Here is a 17,601-nt window from a genome sequence, read left to right as displayed (position 1 = left end):
AGCAGGCGAGGCGCCGCGTGGCGAAACCCATCCTCCTGGTGAAGTCCGGCGGCGGGGCGGCGGTGGCGGAGTGGCAATCCCATTTCGCCGCCTGCGCGCCGCAGGTCGAGGTGCGGTGGTGGGACGACGCCACCGTGGCGCCGGAGGATGTCGCCTATGTGTTGCTGTGGGACCCGGAGCCAGGGCGGATCGCGCGCCTGCCGAACCTCCGCGTGATCTTCGGCGCCGGGGCGGGGGTGGATTTCATCACCCGCGACCCGGATTTGCCGAAGCACATCCCCCTGATGCGGATGGCGACCGAGGGCGCGGCGCAGCGCATGGGGGAGTTCGTCTGCTGGTCCGTGCTGTCCCTGCTGCGCGGTGCGCGGCGGATCGCCCTGCAGCAGGTGGCGAAGGACTTCACCTATTTCGACGGGATGGGCCTGGCGACGGAGACGACCGTCGGCGTCATGGGCCTGGGCCATATGGGCGCGCAGGCCGCGACGATGCTGCGCGGGCTTGGCTTCAAGGTGATCGGCTGGTCGCGCACGCCAAAGGAAATCCCGGGTGTGGAAGGCTTTGTCGGCGCCGAGGCGCGCGATGCCTTCCTGGCGCGCAGCCAGGTCCTGGTCTGCCTGCTGCCCTCGACGCCGGAGACCAACGGCATCCTCGCCGCGCCCCTATTCGCGAAGCTGCCGAAGGGGGCGGGGCTGGTGAATGTCGGCCGCGGCGCGCATCAGAAGATCGATGACGTGTTCGCGGCGCTGGACAGCGGCCAGCTATCCGGCGCGGTGCTCGACGTGTTCGAGACGGAGCCCCTGCCGGCGGACAGCCCGATCTGGACGCACCCCAAGGCGATCGTGACGCCCCACATCGCCAGCCTGCCGACGAGGCGTGAACGCGCGGAACACGTCGCCCGCGCCATCGCGGCGTTCGAGCGCGGCGAGCCGCTCCGCAACCTCTTCGACCACGCGCGCGGCTACTGAGATGCTGCCGCCGCCACCGATCCGCCCCGATCCGACCCATGTGCCGACCGAGCGCGAATTGCGGGAGGATCTGGCCGCCGCCTATCGGCTGGTGGCGCTGTTCGGCATGACCGACCTGGTCTTCACCCATCTCTCCGTCCGCGTGCCGGGGGAGGGGCATCGCTTCCTGGTCAACCCCTACGGCCTGCTGTTCGAGGAAGTGACGGCATCGAGCCTGGTGCTGGTGGATGCGGAGGGCGAGCCGCGGCAGCCGACCTCCTGGCCCGTGAATCCCGCGGGCTTCGTCATCCACTCCGCCGTCCATCTCGGCCGGGCGGACGCGAATTGCGTGATGCACACGCATACGCTCGCCGGCATGGCGGTGGCGGCGCAGCGGGACACGCTGCTGCCGCTGAACCAGATGATGATGGAGTTCATCGGCCGCGTCGCGCTGCATGACTATGAAGGCGTCGCCACGGAGGAAAACCTGTCGGAGCGCGAGCGCCTGGTGCAGGATTTCGGCGACAAGCCTGCCATGATCCTCCGCCACCACGGGCTGCTGACCGTCGGTCGCACGGTCGCGGAGGCCTTCTACTGGATGTACTATCTGGAGCAATCCTGCCGCATCCAGATCGCCGCGCAATCCGCCGGCGCGCCGCTCGCGGTGGCGCCGGCGGAGACGGTGGCGCGCACGCAGCGCCTTTTCGACAGCGGCCCCACCAAGGGCTGGTTGCCCTGGCAGGCATTGCGGCGGAAGCTGGACCGCGAACAGCCGGGCTACAGGGACTGATCGGATGTCGGGAACGGGCCACGCCCTCGCGCTGCGCGGGCTGACGAAACGCTATGGCAGCTTTATCGCCGTCGATTCCGTCTCCCTTAAGGTGGAGCGGGGCGAGTTCCTGACGCTGCTCGGCCCATCGGGCAGCGGCAAGACGACGATCCTGATGTGCATCGCCGGCTTCGTCGCGCCGACGGAGGGCGCGGTGCTGCTGGACAGCACGGATATCACGCCCCTGCCGCCGGAGCGCCGCGACTTTGGCATGGTGTTCCAGGGCTACGCATTGTTCCCGCACATGACGGTGGCGGAGAACGTCGCCTTCCCGCTGCGCGTCCGCAAGCTGGGCGTCGCGGAGCGCGAGGCGAAGGTCCGCGCGGCGCTGGACCTGGTGCAGCTGTCAGGCTTTGCCGAACGCCTGCCGCGCCAGCTCTCCGGCGGCCAGCAGCAGCGCGTCGCCTTGGCGCGCGCCCTGGTCTTCGACCCGGCCCTGCTGCTGCTGGATGAGCCCTTGTCGGCGCTTGACAAGAAGCTGCGCGCTGAGTTGCAGGAGGAGCTGAAGGTCCTCCATCGCCGCGTCGGCCGCACCTTCGTCAATGTGACGCATGACCAGGAGGAGGCGCTGTCCCTGTCGGACCGCGTCGCCATCCTCAACCATGGCAAGCTGGTCCAGGAAGGCGCTCCCGCGCATCTGTATGAGCACCCGCGCACACGCTTCGTCGCGGACTTCCTGGGCAAGTCCAACTTCCTGCACGGCCTGGTGCAGGAAAGCGTGCCCGGGGGCTTCGTCATCGGTGCCGGCGCGACGCGCATCCTCCAGGCCGCGGAGGAGAACCATCGCCCCGCCCATGGCAGCCGCGTGCTGCTTAGCCTGCGGCCTGAGAAGATCGCGCTGCTGAACGATGATGATGAGGCCGACAATGTGGTCATCGGTCGCATCGTCGCCTGGTCCTACCTCGGAGCCGGCTACACGCTGACGGTCGAGACGCCGGATATGGGCCTGCTGCGCGTCGCGCTGCCGACCTGGCAGGCGCCGATCGCGCCAAGCGAAGGGCTGGCCGTGCGCCTCGGCTGGAGTTCGGCAGCGAGCGTCCCCGTGGTCGAGGACGCCCTCTGATGCGCCGGCAGGATGCGGGCTGGTGGCTGCTGATCCTGCCCGCCTTCCTGCTGATGACCGCCTTCTACATCGCCCCCATCGCGCAGGTGCTGGCGATCTCCTTCACCGAGCCCTCGCCCGGCCTCGGCAACTACGAACGGCTTTTCACCAGCGAAAGCGTGCAGCGCGTCATCCTGACGACGCTCCGCATCTGCACCATCACCACGGTCCTGGCGCTGCTGCTGGGCTATGTGCTGGCCTACCGCATCGCGCTGGCCAGTGAATCGGCGCGGCGCTGGTGGATCCTGGCCGTGCTCGTGCCGCTCTGGATCAGCGTGCTGGTGCGCGCCTTCGCCTGGGTCACGCTGCTGCGGCGCCAGGGCCTGGTGAACAATGCGCTGATGGAGACAGGGATCATCACGGAACCCCTGCAACTCGTCTGGAACGAATTCGGCATCATCGTGGGCATGGTCCATTACATGGTGCCCTATGCCGTGCTGCCGCTGCTGGCCTCGATGCGGGAGATCGACCCGCGCCTGCTGGCGGCCGCGCGGGGGCTCGGCGCGCCGCGCTTCACCATCTTCCGCCGCATTTTCCTGCCGCTGTCCCTGCCGGGCCTGATCGCGGCGGGGGTGCTGGTCTTCATCTTCTCGCTCGGCTTCTACATCACGCCGGCGATCCTGGGCGGCGGCAAGACCTTGATGGTGGCGGAGTGGATCGGTCTGCAGATCCTCGACCTCATCCGCTGGGGGCTCGGCACCATGATGGCGACGGTGCTGGTGGTGGCGATCCTGGCGACGCTCGCGGTCTTCTCCCGCCTCGTCGATCTGCGCCGCGTCTTCGGTTCGGGGGCCTGAGGCATGGACCACGCGCATCGCCCGGGACGCTGGACGGTGGCCGCGGCCTGGGTGGTCGCGATCTACCTGGTGCTGCCGATCAGCATCGTCATTCCGGTATCGCTGACCGACCAGCGCTTCCTGTCGCTGCCGCAGGATGGGCTCAGCCTGCGGCACTACGCGACGGTGCTGGGCAGCGCCGCCTGGCTGGGGTCGATCTGGCAATCCTTCCTGATTGCCGTCGCGGCGACGGTGATCGCCGTGGTGGCCGGGACGCTCTGCGCCATCGGCTGCTGGCGGCTGTCGCGGCGGTCCACGGACCTGGTGCGCGCGATGATGCTGCTGCCCATCATCATCCCCTCCATCGTCTATGCCGTGGGGCTTTACCGATACTTCGCGAAGCTGGACCTGCTGGACCGTTTCCTCGGCGTCGCCATCGCGCATGGCGTCACGGGCATCCCCTATGTCGTCATCACCGTCTCCACCGCGCTGGCGGCCTTCGATCCCCGGCTGGAACAGGCGGCGCGGGGGATGGGGGCGTCATTGGGGCAGACGCTGCGCTGGGTGATCCTGCCGCGCATCGCGCCGGGCATCCTCTCCGGCGCCATCTTCGCCTTCATCCACAGCTGGGATGAGCTGGTGATCGTCCTGTTCATCGCATCCCGCGATGTCTTCACGCTGCCGCGCCGGATCTGGGACGGCATCAACGAGAACCTGGACCCCGCCATGGCTGCCGTCGCCGTGCTGCTGGTGGTGTTCACGCTTGGCCTGCTGCTGCTTGACCTGGCGCTGCGGAGGCGCCGCGACGCCTGAGGAAACGACAATGAACAAGACCCCGCCCAGCTTCGCGATGAGCGAGTTCGACCACCGCTACAACATGCTGATCGAACGCTTCGCCAGCGAACCCGATCCCGCCTTCGAAAGCGCGTCGGAGCAATCCTTCGTCTGGGGCCGCGAATGGGGCTGCAATTCCGATATCGGCCGCCTGCGCGTGGTGCTGATGCACCGGCCCGGGGAGGAGATGCGCGTGGTGGACACGCTGCCCCACATCCCCGAACTCAACGCCTTCGGCGATCCCGCCACCGGCGCCTATTGGCGCGGCAACCAGCGCCCGACGCTGGAGGAACAGCAGGCGCAGCACGATGCACTCGCCGCCGCGCTGCGCGATGAGGGGGTGGAGGTCGTCTACCTCAAGCGCGCCGCCGCGGGCCGCCACAAATCCATCTACACGCGGGACAGCTGCATCGGCATCAAGGGCGGCGCCATCGTCACCCGCATGGGTCCGCGCATCCGGCGCGGAGAGGAAGCGCCGGTGACGGAAACCCTCGCGGCCCTCGGCATGCCGATCCTGCGGACCATCCATGGCGCCGGCCTGATGGAAGGCGGCAGCTTCGCCTATATCCGGCCCGATGTCGCCGTCGTCGGCGTTTCCTCCCGCGTCAACGAAGAAGGCGCGCGGCAGCTTGAGGAAGTGCTGGCCGTGCAGGGCACGCGGCTGATCCGCGTGCAGATACCCGGCTACCGCCTGCATATCGATGGTGGCTTCGTGATGATCCACCATGACGTCGCCATCGTTAACCCCTCCATGCTGCCCTTCGTCTTCATGGAGGAGTTGAAGCGCCTCGGCATCCGCATGATCCCGGTCAACCATGAGGATCCATCCTGGACCGTGAACTGCCTGGCCGTCGCGCCCGGCCGCGTCATCATGAGCGACCGCGTCAGCGCGCGCACGCAGGATGCGCTGGACAAGGCCGGGATCAGCATCCGCCTGGTCGATTACGATCGCGTCGGCCTTGGCGGCGGCGGCATCCATTGCTCGACCAGCCCGCTGGTTCGCGATTCCGTCTGAGGCGATTTTCGGTGATGTGCTTTCCATCTTGTTGATTGCGCGCGTTTCGCGCTTGGCGCTCTGTTCCGGAACCGGTGGCGAACCCGGCGTCTTAGCCCTCGACCGCGCCTTCTTCGGCCCGGCGGAGGGCGGCGCCGGGCGCTGACCCGCCCTACCGCTTCGTCACGCCCCAGAAGACCGGGACGGTGGTCGCGCGCAAGCCTTCGATGTCGGTTCGATGGGCGGTCAGTGTCCTGAACTGCGCGGCAATGATGTAGGGCAGCACCTCATAGGCGCGGGCATGGAGGCGATGCAGGATCTCCTGCCGCGCCACCGGGTCGCTTTCCTCCCACCACGCCCGGCGCTGATCCTCCATGGGCTGGTCGCACAGCCTGTCTGGCAAGCGGAACGCGCAGCCGAGGCGAAGATTGTTCAAGGGGCTGTCCTGGTTGATGGACTGCGCCAGCTCGATCGCCAGGCTCCACCCATCCTGGTCGACCGGGCCGCGGCGGCTCCTGTGCTGCATGGCCGTGACCCAGTTGTGGTTGCGCAAATCGACGTTCAGTCCGGCGCGGCGGAAGTTCTCGACCAAGACCTGGGCTGTCGCGTTCACCACCGAGATGTCGGCGGAGTTGATCAGAACCACAGGCTGCCCGCTGTAGCCGGCGGCGCGCAGCAATTCGCGTGCGCGATCGACATTCACGTCGCGAAGACCCTGCGCGCCCCTGCTGCTCTCCCATCTCTTGCCGCAAAAATAGAAGGCTGGGCAGTACGGGATCTGTTCGCTGGTGCGCACGCCGATGGCCCGCCCGACCTCCTGCTGATCGATGATGTGCAGCAGCGCCTGGCGGGCCTCGACGCGATCGAAAGGAGGTTGCGCATGATTGAAGTGGAGCTGGATCATGAAGCCGGCGGGGTTGAGTTCCATCATCCTGATGTGGCGGTCCTGCTCCAGCACGCGCACCTGGTCGAGCGGCACCTGCTCGATGACGTCCACTTCCCCTGCTCGCAAGGCCGCGACGGCATCTGCCGGCACGGCGAAGGCCAGCAATTCGACGCGATCGAGGAGGGCGTGCTTGCCGCCTGCCAGGCCGTCCTGTGCGTCGCTCCGCGGGCGATAGTTCGGGTTGCGAAGGTAGGTCAGACGAGGTTGAGCACTTCGGGAAGCGGCAGGGCTGCGACCGGTCGGCATGTCCGGGGGCGAGACCATGAACGGGCCGCTGCCGATGGTGTCATTCAGCCCCGCGCCCGGCGGCCTTCGCTCCACGCGTTCCGGACGAACGAAGACGGCGCTTGCTGTCCGGTTGGCCAGAAGCTCAGCGACAAGGGCGAAGGGGCGGGACAGGCGGATCGTGAACGTCTGTTCGTCTACGATATCGAGGGCAGCGGTAGCGGAGGCGAGAGGCTGCGCATTCTGGGTGTACCGCATCCACCGATCGATCGAAGCGACCGCATCGGCGGCTCGCACAGCCTGGCCGTCATGGAAGAACAGGCCGTCGCGCAGGGTGATTCGATGCTCCAGGCCATCCGCGCTGGTCTGGTGCGTCTCCACCATCTGCGGCCGCGCATGGCCGGCGCTATCGAGGGCGAACAACTGGTCATGGACAAGGAAGCGATGGAGGTGCGCGGGTTGCGGGGACCCAGCGAGACCAAGGCCGCTTGCGTCCGTGGTCAACGCCATCCGCAGCGTCGATTGCGCCCATGTCGGCCCCGCCAGGACGCTCATTCCAACGGCCACTGTCGCGGCCAGCCATCGCCCGATCATGCGTCATATCCCGGCCCGGATGCCGCAATCCTCATCGCGTGAGGCCGGATACGCAAGCAAGCCGTCGCGGGATCGGGTTGACGCTGCGCGGCGCGCGAATGACAGTCTGGTCATGGTGGCGGTGTGGTAGAGCAGATCCGGATGCAGGATTCGAAAGCGGCATGAGCCGGGATGTCGTGATCGCCGGCGGCCGCGTGTTCCGCGGGCTGGAAACAGGGTTTGCGGAGGCGCTGGCCCTGCGGGGCGACCGCGTCCTGGCGGTTGGCAGCCTGGCCGAGGTGATGGCTGCGGCTGGACCCGATGCGCGGCGGATCGACCTGGCCGGCCGTGTCGCGATTCCCGCCTTCAACGAAGCGCATATGCACCTGCTGCCCTACGGCCTGGCGCTGGCGGGCGTGAACCTGCGCGCGGAGCAGGTCCGCACCCTGGATGAGGCGCTGAAGCGCATCGGCGATGCCGCGAAGGCCGCGCCGAAGGGCGCCTGGGTGCTGGGGCGTGGCTATGACCACGCGGAACTCGACATCGGGCGCCATCCGACGGCGGCGGAACTCGATGCCGTATCACCGGACAATCCCGTTTTCATCGTCCGCACCTGCGGGCATATGGGCGTGGCCAATACCGCCGCGATGCGCGCCGCCGGCGTCGGCCACAACACGCCGGATCCCGAAGGCGGCGTCATCGAACGCAAGCGCGGTGGGCTTACCGGATTGTTCCAGGAGCGCGCGATGCGCCTGGTGCGGGATGTGATCCCGCCGCCCGACGCCGAATCGCTGGTGGCGGCGATCGAGCGCGCGGGCAACCACCTGGCATCCTTCGGCTTCGCCAGCGCCACCGACATGAATGTCGGCATGACGGCCGGCATGGCGGAGGTCGAGGCTTTCCACATCGCCGTCGCGGCCGGGCGTTCGCCGCTGCGGATGTGGAATGTGCTGGCCGGCAACCCCGAGGGAATCGCGGCCGAAGCCTGGCAGGCCGGGCTGCGTCCGAACCAGGGCGACGACATGCTGCGCTGGGGCGCGGTGAAGGTCTTCGCCGATGGCAGCGCCGGGGGGCTCACCGCCGCCTTCTTCGATCCCTACCTGGAAAGCGCCGGCGGCGGCACCGGCGTCTTTACCTTCCCGGACGACAAGATCCATGCGCTGCTCAAGCTGTATCACGAGCAGGGCTGGCAGCTCGACATCCACGCCATCGGCGATGCGGCGATCGAGCAGGTGTTGCAGGGGATGGAGGCGGCCGACAGCGAAGCCCATCCCTTCGCCGGTCGCCGCCACCGCATCGAGCATTGCGGCTTCCTCAACCGCGACCAGATGCGGCGCATGAAGGCGCGCGGCATCCTGCCGGTGCCGCAGCCCGTCTTCATGTACGAATTCGGCGACCTCTACATCCGCAACCTCGGCCTGCCGCGCAGCGAGAACGCCTACCCCATGCGGACCTGGCTGGAGGAAGGGCATCACCCCGCCGCATCCTCCGACTGCCCGGTTTCCACGGTCGATCCCTTCATCAACCTCTTCACCATGATCACGCGCAAGACGAGCCGCGGCACGGTGATGGGTCCGGACCAGGCGCTGACGGTGGAACAGGCGGTGCACTGCCAGACCTGGTGCGGCGCCTATACCCAATTCGCGGAGGATCGCCGCGGCACGCTGGAGCCCGGCATGATGGCGGATGTCGCCGTTCTGTCGCGCGACATTTTCTCCGCCACGCCGGAGGAGATCCTGCACGACACGCGCGCCGACCTGACGCTGCGCGGCGGCACCGTCATCTTCGACCGCCACGGGGAGGCCGCCTGATGCTGCGCCACGCCGCCCAGCGCCTGCTGCTGGCCGTGCCGGTTATGTTCGGCGTGCTGCTCGTCGGTTTCCTGCTGATGCAGGTGGTGCCGACGGACCCCGCGGTGGTGCGCGCTGGCCCCAATGCCAGCGCCGAGATCGTGGAGGCCATCCGCCGCGACCTCGGCCTGGACAAGCCGCTGTGGCTGCAGTTCTTCCTCTATCTCGGTCGCCTGGCGCAGGGCGATCTCGGCGTCTCCATCATCAACAACGTTTCCGTCGCGCAGGAACTGGGCAACACGATCGGCCCGACGCTGGAACTGATGGTGGCGAGCCTGGTGTGGTCGATCCCGCTCGGGCTCTTCCTCGGCACCATCGGCGCCTATTGGCGCGGGTCGCTGATCGACCGTGTGGTGATGGCGATCAGCGTCGCGGGCGTTTCCGTGCCGGTCTTCTTCCTCGGCCTCGTGCTGATCTGGTTCGTCGGGTTCCAATGGCAGTGGCTGCCCTTCACGGGGCGCGAGGGGCCGCTCTGGACCTGGCAGGGCCTGCGGGCGGTGATCCTGCCGGCGGTCACGCTGGGGGGCGTCTTTGTCGGCCCGGTGGCGCGGATGACGCGGACGGCGGTGCTGGATGTGCTGGGCGCGGACCACGTGCGCACGGCACGCGCCAAGGGCCTGCCTGAACGTATCGTCGTGCTGCGCCATGCGCTGCGCAACGCGATGGTGCCGGTGGTGACGCTGATCGGGTTGCAGATCGGCTTCCTGCTCGGCGGTGCCGTGGTCACGGAAACCGTCTTCTCCTGGCCCGGCGTCGGCCGGCTGGCGGTGGGCGCTATCCTGTCGTCGGACTTCCCCATGGCGCAGGGCACCATCATCGTCCTCTCCCTCGGCTTCATCCTGGTGAACCTGACGGTCGATCTGCTCTACGGCGTGCTCGATCCGCGCGTGAGGGCGGCATGAGCGGCGTGCAGCCACCCGCCCGCCCCTCCACCCTGCGCGTGCTGCTGCGCGAACCGGCCGCGGCGGTGGCGGCGGGGCTGGTGGCGCTGGTGATCCTGGCGGCGCTGCTGGCACCGTGGTTGGCGCCCCATGATCCCTATGAGACCGACCTGATGGCGATCATGCAGCCGCCAGGCGGTGACTACCTGCTGGGAACGGACGGGCAGGGCAGGGATATGCTGTCCCGCTTGCTGCATGGGTTGCGCGTCACGCTGATGATGGGCGCGCTCAGCCTCGGCTTCGGCGGCGTGCTTGGCGTCGCGATCGGGTTCTGCGCGGCCTATTACCGGCGCGTGGATGGCCTGCTGATGCGCCTGGCCGACATCATGCTGTCCTTTCCCGCCATCCTCTTCGGGCTCGCCATCGCGGCCATCGCCGGGCCGGGCGTGACGGCGGTGGTCATCGCGCTGTCGGTGGCGACCGTGCCGCTGATGGCGCGCATCGCGCGATCCACCGCGCTGGTGGTGCTGGGGCTCGACTACATCGAGGCCGCCCGCGCCCAGGGCATGGGGGATGCTCGGCTGATCTGGCGGCATCTGATGCCGAACTGCCTCTCCCCCATCCTGGTCTTCGCCACGCTGCGCTTCGGGCAGGTGATACTGCTGGGATCGGCGCTGTCCTTCCTCGGCCTCGGCGCGCAGGCGCCGATCGCGGAACTCGGTGCCATGGCGGCGCAGGGGCGCACCTTCCTGTTCTTCGCACCGCATATCAGCGTGATCCCTTCGGTGGCGATCTTCGTCATCGTCCTCGCCTTCAACGTGCTGGGGGATGCGCTGCGCGATGCGCTCGACCCCAGGCTCCGCGTATGATCCTCCGCATCCAGAACCAAGCAGGGAGAACAAGCATGAGAACCGGACTGCTCCGCCGCGGCATGATCGCCGCCGCCGCATTGGCCGCCACGCTGCCCGCCTTGCCCTCTGCCGCGCAGACGCCGCGCAACACCGCGGTCTTCATGCGGGAGATCGATGCGGATCGCTATGATTTGCACCGCAGCACCGCCCGCGGCGCTGGTGAGATCGTGACCCTGATGACCGACACGCTGGTCAGCATGGATTGGGACCAGCGCACCATCCGCCCGGGCCTGGCGGAAAGCTGGACAGTGTCTCCGGACGGCAAGCTCTATACCTTCCGCCTGCGCCGCGACGTCACCTTCTGCGACGGCAAGCCCATGACGGCGGACGACGTCGTCTATTCCATCAACCGCTGGATCGCCCCCGCCACGCGCAGCCCCGTCGCCTGGCGCGCCGGCCCGGTGAAGGAGATCCGCGCCGTCGATCCCTACACCGTCGAATACGAACTCCACACGCCGTTCAGCGAGCTTCTGTCCCAGCTCACGCTGTTCTTCGCAGGCATCATCGACCGCGCGACGGTGGAACGCCTCGGCGACAATTTCGGCACGCAGGGCTTCAACGGCACCGGGCCCTATTGCTGGGCATCCTGGACGCCGCGCAGCGAATTGGTGCTGACGCGCCATCCGAGCTACCGCTGGGGCCCGCCGATCTTCGAGAATCGGGGCCCCGCGCATGTCGAGCGCATTGTCTGGCGCGTCGTGCCGGAAGCGACGGCGCGCCTCGCGGCCCTGCAGACCGGCCAGGCCGACGTCACGCAGTACATCCCGATGGTGGCGGTGGACAGTGTGCGTCGCGTGCCGAGCGTGACGGTGACGACGCAGCCCAACTACTTCTGGGACTACTACCTCGGCTTCAAGGTGGACAAGCCGGTCGTCAGCGATCGCGCCGTGCGCCGCGCCATCCACCAGGCCGTGGACCGCACCGCCCTGGTCCGCGCCGTGTGGTTCGGTCATGCGCAGCCCGCGCTGAACATCGTGAACCCTAACACGCTGGACTATGACGCGCAGTCCGATGCGATGGTCCCGCGCTTCGATCCCGCCGCCGCCGCCCGTACGCTGGACGAGGCCGGCTGGCGGATGGGCACCGATGGCGTGCGCGTGAAGGACGGGCAGCGTGCCACCTTCCTGACCTACGGCATCAACACGCTGGAGAACCAGCGCCAGGGCGAGATCATCCAGCAGGCGCTGCGCCGCGTCGGCATCGAGATGCGCATCCAGCTCTTCGACGCGACCGTCGCCTGGGGCCGCATGGCGACGCAGGAATTCGATGCCCTTTTCCTGTCCTACCCCTACTTCTCCGCGGGCGATGCGCTGTCGCTCTACTGGCACAGCCGCGCGCGGCCGAGCCCGAACCGGATGAACTGGAACGACCCCGAGACCGATGCCTGGCTGGATGAGGCGCGCAGCGCGACCGACCCCGCCGTGCGCGCCCGTGCCCTCGCCCTGCTCCAGCGCAAGCTGGCGGAGGAAGCGCCCTGGCTGACCACGGCGCGCGAGAACATCTATGTCGGCAACAGCAACCGCGTGACCGGCATCCGCACGCATGGCCTCTACGGCATCGGCGTCTACAAGGCGCTGGACATGCGGATCGTTCGGTAGGGAAGGAGCCACGGGCATGGCCATCACCGTCATCCGCAACGCGGACCTCGTCGTCGCCTGGGATGCTTCGACCAAGTCCCACACCTATCTCTCGGACGCCGATGTGGCGTTCGAGGGTGGGGCCCTCACCTTCGTGGGCCGTGGCTACACCGGCCCGGCGGAGGAGGAGATCAGCGGGCGCGGCCTGATGGTCATGCCCGGCCTGGTCAACATCCACTCGCACCCTTCCAGCGAGCCGATGAACAAGGGGCTGATCGATGAGATCGGCAGCCCCGGCCTCTACAATTCCTCGCTCTATGAATTCATGCCGATCTTCCGCGCGGATTCCGAAGCGGTGCCGAGTTGCGTGCGCGTGGCGCTGTCGGAACTCCTGCTCTCCGGCGTCACGACGGTCGCGGATCTGTCCATGGCCCATCCCGGCTGGATGGATCTGCTGGCGGAATCCGGCATGCGCGTCTGCATCGCGCCCATGTTCAAGTCGGCGAAGTGGTTCACCAAGAACGGCCATGTCGTCGAATACGAATGGGACGAGGCCGCCGGCGAGAAGGCTATGGCGGAAGCGCTGACGCTGATCGAACGTGCGGAGCAGCATGAGAGCGGCCGCCTCTTCGGCATGGTCGTGCCGGCGCAGATCGATACCTGCACGGACACGCTGCTGAAGGAGAGCTTCCAGGAAGCCGGCAAGCGCGGAGTCTCCTGGCAGATCCATGCCGCGCAATCCGTGGTCGAGTTCCACGAGATCACCCGCCGGCACGGCAAGACACCGATCGGCTGGCTCGACAGCATGGGATTGCTGAGCGAGCGGAGCATCATCGGCCATGGCATCTTCCTGGACGACCATCCCTCCACGAAGTGGTGGACGGATACGGACATGAAGCGCCTGGCGGAAACCGGCACGACGGTCGCGCATTGCCCGACCGTCTTCGCGCGCCGCGGCATCACGCTGAAGCATTTCGGCCGGTACAAGCGTGCCGGCGTGAACATGGGCCTCGGCACCGATACCTATCCGCACAACATGCTGGATGAGATGCGGCTGGCCGCCTACCTCGCCCGCACTCAGGCCAATGACCCGCGGAGCATGACGACGACGGAGTTGTTCGACGCCGCGACGGTCGGCGGCGCGCAGGCCCTGGGGCGCGACGATATCGGGCGCCTCGCCGCCGGCGCGCGGGCCGACTTCGTGCTGGTCGATGTCACCCATCCCCGCATGCGCCCCTCCCGCGACCCCGTCCGCAGCCTGGTCTATGCCGCGGGCGACCGCGCGGTGAAGGACGTCTTCGTCGATGGCATCAAGGTCGTTGGCGATGGCGAGGTGCTGACCATGGACTACGCCGCGGCGGCGGAGCATCTGAACGAGGCGCAGAAGCGCATCGTGGAGCGAGCGCCCTCGCAGGATTGGGCACATCGTCCGGTCGAGGTATCGAGCCCGCCGACCTTCCGGTGGTCGTGAGCCCGCTCCTCGAAATCCAGGGGCTGCGGACGGTATTCCGCAGCGCCAATGGCGACATCGCCGCGGTGGATGGCGTGAGCCTGGACGTGCCGCGCGGCCGCACCCTCGGCATCGTGGGGGAGAGCGGCTGCGGCAAGTCCATGCTGTCGCTTTCCATCATGCGCCTGGTGCCGCCGCCGGGGCGTGTCGCCGCCGGGCGCGTGCTGCTGGAAGGGCGTGACCTGCTGACGCTTTCCACCAGCGAGATGCGCGCCGTGCGCGGCGGCCAGGTCGCGATGATCTTCCAGGAACCGATGACGAGCCTGAACCCGGTGCATCCCATTGGGCTCCAGATCACGGAGGCGATGCGCGCCCATGATCCGCGCGCCGGCGCCGCCGAGTTGAAAGAACGCGCCATCGCCGCGCTGGAACGCGTGCGCATCCCGGCACCCGCGCGGCGCTACGACGAATTTCCGCACCAACTCAGTGGTGGCATGCGCCAGCGCGTGATGATTGCGATGGCGCTCGCCTGCAAGCCGAAGCTGCTCATCGCCGATGAACCGACGACGGCGCTGGACGTGACGGTGCAGGCGCAGATCCTGGACCTGCTGCGCGACCTGCAGGCGGAGACGGGGATGTCCATCATCCTCATCACCCATGACCTCGGCGTGGTCGCCGAAATGGCCGATGAGGTCGCCGTGATGTATGCCGGCCGCGTCGCGGAACGCGCCAGCGCGCGCGATCTCTTCGGCAGCCCGCAGCATCCCTACACGCTCGGACTGCTGGGCTCCGTCCCCCGCCTCGATGAGGATCGTGACCGCCTGCTGGCGATCGAGGGCGCGGTGCCGCCGCCCTTCGCGCTGCCGCAGGGCTGCCGCTTCAACCCGCGCTGCCCCTTTGCGATCGAGGCCTGCACCGCCGCCCAGCCGCCGCTGGATGAGATCGAGCCCGGCCACTTCGCCGCCTGCATCCGCGCCCCGGTCGAAAGCGCGGTGGAACTCGCCCGATGAGCCTGCTGGAAGTCACCGACCTTACCAAGCATTATCCCGTCCGCCAGGGCATCGTGGTGGCGCGCCAGGTCGGCACGGTACGGGCCGTTGATGGCGTGTCCTTCCGCATCGAAAGGGGCGAAACGCTCGCCCTCGTCGGCGAATCCGGCTGCGGGAAATCCACCACCGCGCGCCTCGTGCTCCGCCTTATCGAGCCCACCGCCGGGACGGTCCGCTTCGATGGGCAGGAGGTGTCGGGTGCCGCCTTGCGCACGCTGCGGCGCCGCGTGCAGGTCGTGTTCCAGGACCCCTATGCCAGCCTGAACCCGCGGCTCCGCGTCGGCGAGACCATCGCCGAGCCGATGGAGGTGCATGGCATCGGCGATGCGAAGTCGCGGGAGGCCCGGGTGCAGGAATTGCTGCGCCTCGTCGGCCTCGCGCCCTTCCATGCACAGCGCTACCCGCATGAATTCAGCGGCGGCCAGCGCCAGCGCATCGGCATCGCGCGCGCGCTGGCGGTGCAGCCGGACCTCATCGTCTGCGATGAGCCCGTCAGCGCGCTGGATGTCTCGATCCAGGCGCAGGTGGTCAACCTGCTCAAGGATTTGCAACGGCAGTTCGGGCTGTCCTACCTCTTCATCGCGCATGACCTGGCCGTGGTGCGGCACATGGCTGATCGCGTGGCAGTCATGTATCTTGGCCAGATCGTCGAGACGGCGCCGAAGCGCGACCTGTTCGCCATGCCGCGCCATCCCTATACGCGCGCCCTGCTGCGGGCGATCCCGCACCCCGATCCGCGCCGGCGCGGGCAGGTCACGCCACTCGGTGGCGACGTGCCCAGCCCGATGAACCCGCCGAGCGGCTGCCGCTTCCACACGCGCTGCCCCTTCGTGCAGGACATCTGCCGCAAGGAAATGCCGGCGCTGCGCGACATCGCCGCCGGCACGCGCGTCGCCTGCCACCTGGCCGAGACGCTGCCGCCCTTCGAGGCCGAGGCGGGCGAGGGCCTGTCGGAACTCGCGACACGGCGCCTGGCGCTTTATGCCGCGGCGAAGGAACGGCGCGCGTCAGGCATCGGGTAGGGCGTCGCCGCGCAGCGCCTCCCACAGTGCGGCGGTATCGTGGAAGACTTCATAGGCAGCGACGCGGCCTTCGCGCAGGGTGAAGACATTCGCCACCCGCGCGGCGACCTCCCGCCCCGTGGCACGCGCTCGCCAGCGGCCGGACAGCACGACCAGCACGGTGTCGCCCTCCGTCACGCGGCGAAGCGGCGTCACCTCCAGCACCTCCAGGTGCTGTGCCACGGCGGCGAAGAAGCGCATGGCCTCATCCACGCCGTGCCAGTTGCCGCTCCAGGGCAGCAGGCCGGGACGGCCGGAATAGGTGATGGCGAGGTCGGGCGTGGCGACCGCCGCCAGCGCGGCCGAATCACCGGCCCTGATGGCGGCGTACCAGGCCGCCAGCACATCCTGCGTCATCCTGCCGCGCCCTCCCTGGCCGTCCGTCCAGCCTGCCCGTAATCTCCGCCCGTCAAAAGGGAGGGCCGGCCATGGTCATGCAATTGGTGGCGCCGCGGCTGATGCTGATGGGCGGCGGGTCGGTGGCGAAGCTGGCGGAGGTGCTGGCGCAGCTTGGCCTGTCGCGGCCGCTCGTTGTCACGGACCCCTTCATGGTGTCCTCCGGGATGGTGGAACGCGCGCTGGCGCCGTTGCGCGCGGCGGGGCTTTCCTTCGCCGTGTTCAGCGACACGGTGCCGGACCCCACGGATACGGTGATCGAGGCCGGCGTCGCCGTGCTCAAGGCGGGTTCCTATGACTGCCTGGTCGGATTCGGCGGCGGCAGCCCGATGGACACGGCCAAGGCCATGGCGATCCTCGCCGCGGCGCCCGCGGGCACGCATATCCGCGCCTTCAAGGTGCCGGCCGCAGCGAACACCGGCGCCGTGCCCGTGATCTGCGTGCCCACCACGGCCGGCACGGGCAGCGAGGCGACGCGCTTCACCGTCATCACGGATACGGCCAGCGACGAGAAGATGCTGATCGCGGGCCTCGGCGCGCTGCCGCTCGCGGCCGTGGTGGACCATGAGCTGACCTTCACGCTGCCCGCCCGCATCACCGCCGATACCGGGATCGACAGCCTGACCCATGCGCTGGAGGCCTTCGTCAGCAAGCGGGCCAATGCGGTCTCCGACGATTATGCCCGCAGCGCCATGCGCCTGATCGCGCCCAATTTGCGGCGCGTCTGGGCGGATCCGTCCAACGCGGAGGCGCGGGAGGCGATGATGCGGGGCGCGACGCTCGCGGGCCTCGCCTTCAGCAATGCCTCGGTCGCGCTGGTCCATGGCATGTCACGGCCCGTCGGCGCGCATTTCCACGTCCCGCACGGATTGTCGAATGCCATGCTGCTGCCCGCCGTGACGGCCTTCGGCCTCGAAGCCGGGCGTGCCCGCTATGCGGAAGCCGCGCGGGTCATGGGCGTGGCGACGGAGCAGGAGGGCGACCAATCCGCCGCCCAGGCGCTGGTGGAGGAACTGCGCGCCCTGAACCGGGACCTGCAGGTGCCGAGCCCGGCGGGCTGGGGGATCGACGCCGACAAGTGGAACGGGCTGCTGCCGACCATGGCGCAGCAGGCCCTCGCCTCCGGCAGCCCGGGCAACAACCCGCGCGTGCCGGATGCTGACCAGATCGTCGCCCTGTACCGGGAGGCCTACGGCCGGTAGC

16 protein-coding genes are annotated in these 17,601 nt (G+C 68.6%); 14 read left to right on the top strand and 2 right to left on the bottom strand.

Annotated features, from left to right (window positions below; genetic code table 11):
- The first annotated feature begins 17 nt into the window (after nucleotides 1-17).
- The 6 genes from ACTIE5_RS26560 to ACTIE5_RS26535 are packed head-to-tail and all read left to right on the top strand — an operon-like array spanning nucleotide 18 to nucleotide 5,500.
- A complete protein-coding gene (locus ACTIE5_RS26560; protein WP_439552747.1) occupies nucleotides 18-965 on the top strand; it encodes a 2-hydroxyacid dehydrogenase in 948 nt (315 codons plus the stop codon).
- A gap of 1 nt (nucleotide 966) precedes the next feature.
- Nucleotides 967-1,734: a class II aldolase/adducin family protein gene (locus ACTIE5_RS26555; RefSeq protein ID WP_439552746.1), complete on the top strand. Its 768-nt coding sequence runs from the start codon at nucleotides 967-969 to the stop codon at nucleotides 1,732-1,734.
- Between the two features lie 4 nt (nucleotides 1,735-1,738).
- Entirely contained in the window at nucleotides 1,739-2,836 is a 1,098-nt protein-coding gene (locus tag ACTIE5_RS26550; RefSeq protein ID WP_439552745.1) for an ABC transporter ATP-binding protein, read from the top strand.
- Nucleotides 2,836-3,672: an ABC transporter permease gene (locus ACTIE5_RS26545; RefSeq protein WP_439552744.1), complete on the top strand. Its 837-nt coding sequence runs from the start codon at nucleotides 2,836-2,838 to the stop codon at nucleotides 3,670-3,672. The genes ACTIE5_RS26550 and ACTIE5_RS26545 overlap by 1 nt, the downstream gene beginning before the upstream one ends.
- Before the next feature lie 3 nt (nucleotides 3,673-3,675).
- Nucleotides 3,676-4,464, top strand: a complete 789-nt coding sequence (locus ACTIE5_RS26540; protein ID WP_439552743.1) for an ABC transporter permease — start codon at nucleotides 3,676-3,678, stop codon at nucleotides 4,462-4,464.
- A gap of 10 nt (nucleotides 4,465-4,474) precedes the next feature.
- Nucleotides 4,475-5,500 (top strand): dimethylarginine dimethylaminohydrolase family protein, encoded by a 1,026-nt coding sequence (locus ACTIE5_RS26535; protein ID WP_439552742.1) that lies wholly within the window; start codon nucleotides 4,475-4,477, stop codon nucleotides 5,498-5,500.
- Between the two features lie 151 nt (nucleotides 5,501-5,651).
- On the opposite strand, the gene ACTIE5_RS26530 is transcribed toward ACTIE5_RS26535, so the two are convergent.
- Nucleotides 5,652-7,244, bottom strand: coding sequence for an ABC transporter substrate-binding protein (locus ACTIE5_RS26530; protein ID WP_439552741.1), 1,593 nt, complete (start codon nucleotides 7,242-7,244; stop codon nucleotides 5,652-5,654).
- Between the two features lie 161 nt (nucleotides 7,245-7,405).
- On the opposite strand from ACTIE5_RS26530, the gene ACTIE5_RS26525 reads away from it, so the two are divergent.
- The 7 genes from ACTIE5_RS26525 to ACTIE5_RS26495 are packed head-to-tail and all read left to right on the top strand — an operon-like array spanning nucleotide 7,406 to nucleotide 15,963.
- Nucleotides 7,406-9,034, top strand: a complete 1,629-nt coding sequence (locus ACTIE5_RS26525; RefSeq protein ID WP_439552740.1) for an amidohydrolase — start codon at nucleotides 7,406-7,408, stop codon at nucleotides 9,032-9,034.
- Nucleotides 9,034-9,975 carry an ABC transporter permease gene (locus ACTIE5_RS26520; protein WP_439552739.1) on the top strand — a complete coding sequence of 314 codons (942 nt, stop codon included), beginning with the start codon at nucleotides 9,034-9,036 and terminating at the stop codon, nucleotides 9,973-9,975. Before ACTIE5_RS26525 ends, ACTIE5_RS26520 begins: the two co-directional genes overlap by 1 nt.
- Nucleotides 9,972-10,823, top strand: a complete 852-nt coding sequence (locus tag ACTIE5_RS26515) for an ABC transporter permease (RefSeq protein ID WP_439552738.1) — start codon at nucleotides 9,972-9,974, stop codon at nucleotides 10,821-10,823. Before ACTIE5_RS26520 ends, ACTIE5_RS26515 begins: the two co-directional genes overlap by 4 nt.
- Before the next feature lie 35 nt (nucleotides 10,824-10,858).
- Nucleotides 10,859-12,463 carry an ABC transporter substrate-binding protein gene (locus ACTIE5_RS26510; RefSeq protein WP_439552737.1) on the top strand — a complete coding sequence of 535 codons (1,605 nt, stop codon included), beginning with the start codon at nucleotides 10,859-10,861 and terminating at the stop codon, nucleotides 12,461-12,463.
- Between the two features lie 16 nt (nucleotides 12,464-12,479).
- On the top strand, nucleotides 12,480-13,913 hold the full coding sequence (locus tag ACTIE5_RS26505) for an amidohydrolase family protein (protein WP_439552736.1): 1,434 nt from the start codon (nucleotides 12,480-12,482) through the stop codon (nucleotides 13,911-13,913).
- A complete protein-coding gene (locus ACTIE5_RS26500) occupies nucleotides 13,910-14,902 on the top strand; it encodes an ABC transporter ATP-binding protein (RefSeq protein WP_439552735.1) in 993 nt (330 codons plus the stop codon). The genes ACTIE5_RS26505 and ACTIE5_RS26500 overlap by 4 nt, the downstream gene beginning before the upstream one ends.
- Nucleotides 14,899-15,963, top strand: a complete 1,065-nt coding sequence (locus ACTIE5_RS26495) for an ABC transporter ATP-binding protein (protein WP_439552734.1) — start codon at nucleotides 14,899-14,901, stop codon at nucleotides 15,961-15,963. Before ACTIE5_RS26500 ends, ACTIE5_RS26495 begins: the two co-directional genes overlap by 4 nt.
- Here ACTIE5_RS26495 and ACTIE5_RS26490 read toward each other — a convergent pair.
- A complete protein-coding gene (locus ACTIE5_RS26490) occupies nucleotides 15,949-16,359 on the bottom strand; it encodes a nuclear transport factor 2 family protein (protein ID WP_439552733.1) in 411 nt (136 codons plus the stop codon). The two genes, ACTIE5_RS26495 and ACTIE5_RS26490, sit on opposite strands and share 15 nt — an antisense overlap.
- 71 nt (nucleotides 16,360-16,430) lie before the next feature.
- Between ACTIE5_RS26490 and ACTIE5_RS26485 the strand changes: the two genes are divergently transcribed.
- Nucleotides 16,431-17,600, top strand: a complete 1,170-nt coding sequence (locus tag ACTIE5_RS26485) for an iron-containing alcohol dehydrogenase (protein WP_439552732.1) — start codon at nucleotides 16,431-16,433, stop codon at nucleotides 17,598-17,600.
- Nucleotide 17,601: the final 1 nt, after the last annotated feature.

The organism is Falsiroseomonas sp. (genome assembly GCF_051859025.1).
Classification (GTDB): Bacteria; Pseudomonadota; Alphaproteobacteria; order Acetobacterales; family Acetobacteraceae; genus Falsiroseomonas.
Note: the sequence above shows the minus strand (reverse complement) of the source record. Positions and strands in the feature narration are given on the sequence as shown.

Coding starts and splice junctions, on each gene's coding strand:
- ACTIE5_RS26555 (WP_439552746.1), top strand. CDS start 967: ATGCTGCCGCCGCCACCGATCCGCCCCGATCCGACCCATGTGCCGACC.
- ACTIE5_RS26550 (WP_439552745.1), top strand. CDS start 1,739: ATGTCGGGAACGGGCCACGCCCTCGCGCTGCGCGGGCTGACGAAACGC.
- ACTIE5_RS26545 (WP_439552744.1), top strand. CDS start 2,836: ATGCGCCGGCAGGATGCGGGCTGGTGGCTGCTGATCCTGCCCGCCTTC.
- ACTIE5_RS26540 (WP_439552743.1), top strand. CDS start 3,676: ATGGACCACGCGCATCGCCCGGGACGCTGGACGGTGGCCGCGGCCTGG.
- ACTIE5_RS26535 (WP_439552742.1), top strand. CDS start 4,475: ATGAACAAGACCCCGCCCAGCTTCGCGATGAGCGAGTTCGACCACCGC.
- ACTIE5_RS26530 (WP_439552741.1), bottom strand. CDS start 7,244: ATGATCGGGCGATGGCTGGCCGCGACAGTGGCCGTTGGAATGAGCGTC.
- ACTIE5_RS26525 (WP_439552740.1), top strand. CDS start 7,406: ATGAGCCGGGATGTCGTGATCGCCGGCGGCCGCGTGTTCCGCGGGCTG.
- ACTIE5_RS26520 (WP_439552739.1), top strand. CDS start 9,034: ATGCTGCGCCACGCCGCCCAGCGCCTGCTGCTGGCCGTGCCGGTTATG.
- ACTIE5_RS26515 (WP_439552738.1), top strand. CDS start 9,972: ATGAGCGGCGTGCAGCCACCCGCCCGCCCCTCCACCCTGCGCGTGCTG.
- ACTIE5_RS26510 (WP_439552737.1), top strand. CDS start 10,859: ATGAGAACCGGACTGCTCCGCCGCGGCATGATCGCCGCCGCCGCATTG.
- ACTIE5_RS26505 (WP_439552736.1), top strand. CDS start 12,480: ATGGCCATCACCGTCATCCGCAACGCGGACCTCGTCGTCGCCTGGGAT.
- ACTIE5_RS26495 (WP_439552734.1), top strand. CDS start 14,899: ATGAGCCTGCTGGAAGTCACCGACCTTACCAAGCATTATCCCGTCCGC.
- ACTIE5_RS26490 (WP_439552733.1), bottom strand. CDS start 16,359: ATGACGCAGGATGTGCTGGCGGCCTGGTACGCCGCCATCAGGGCCGGT.
- ACTIE5_RS26485 (WP_439552732.1), top strand. CDS start 16,431: ATGGTCATGCAATTGGTGGCGCCGCGGCTGATGCTGATGGGCGGCGGG.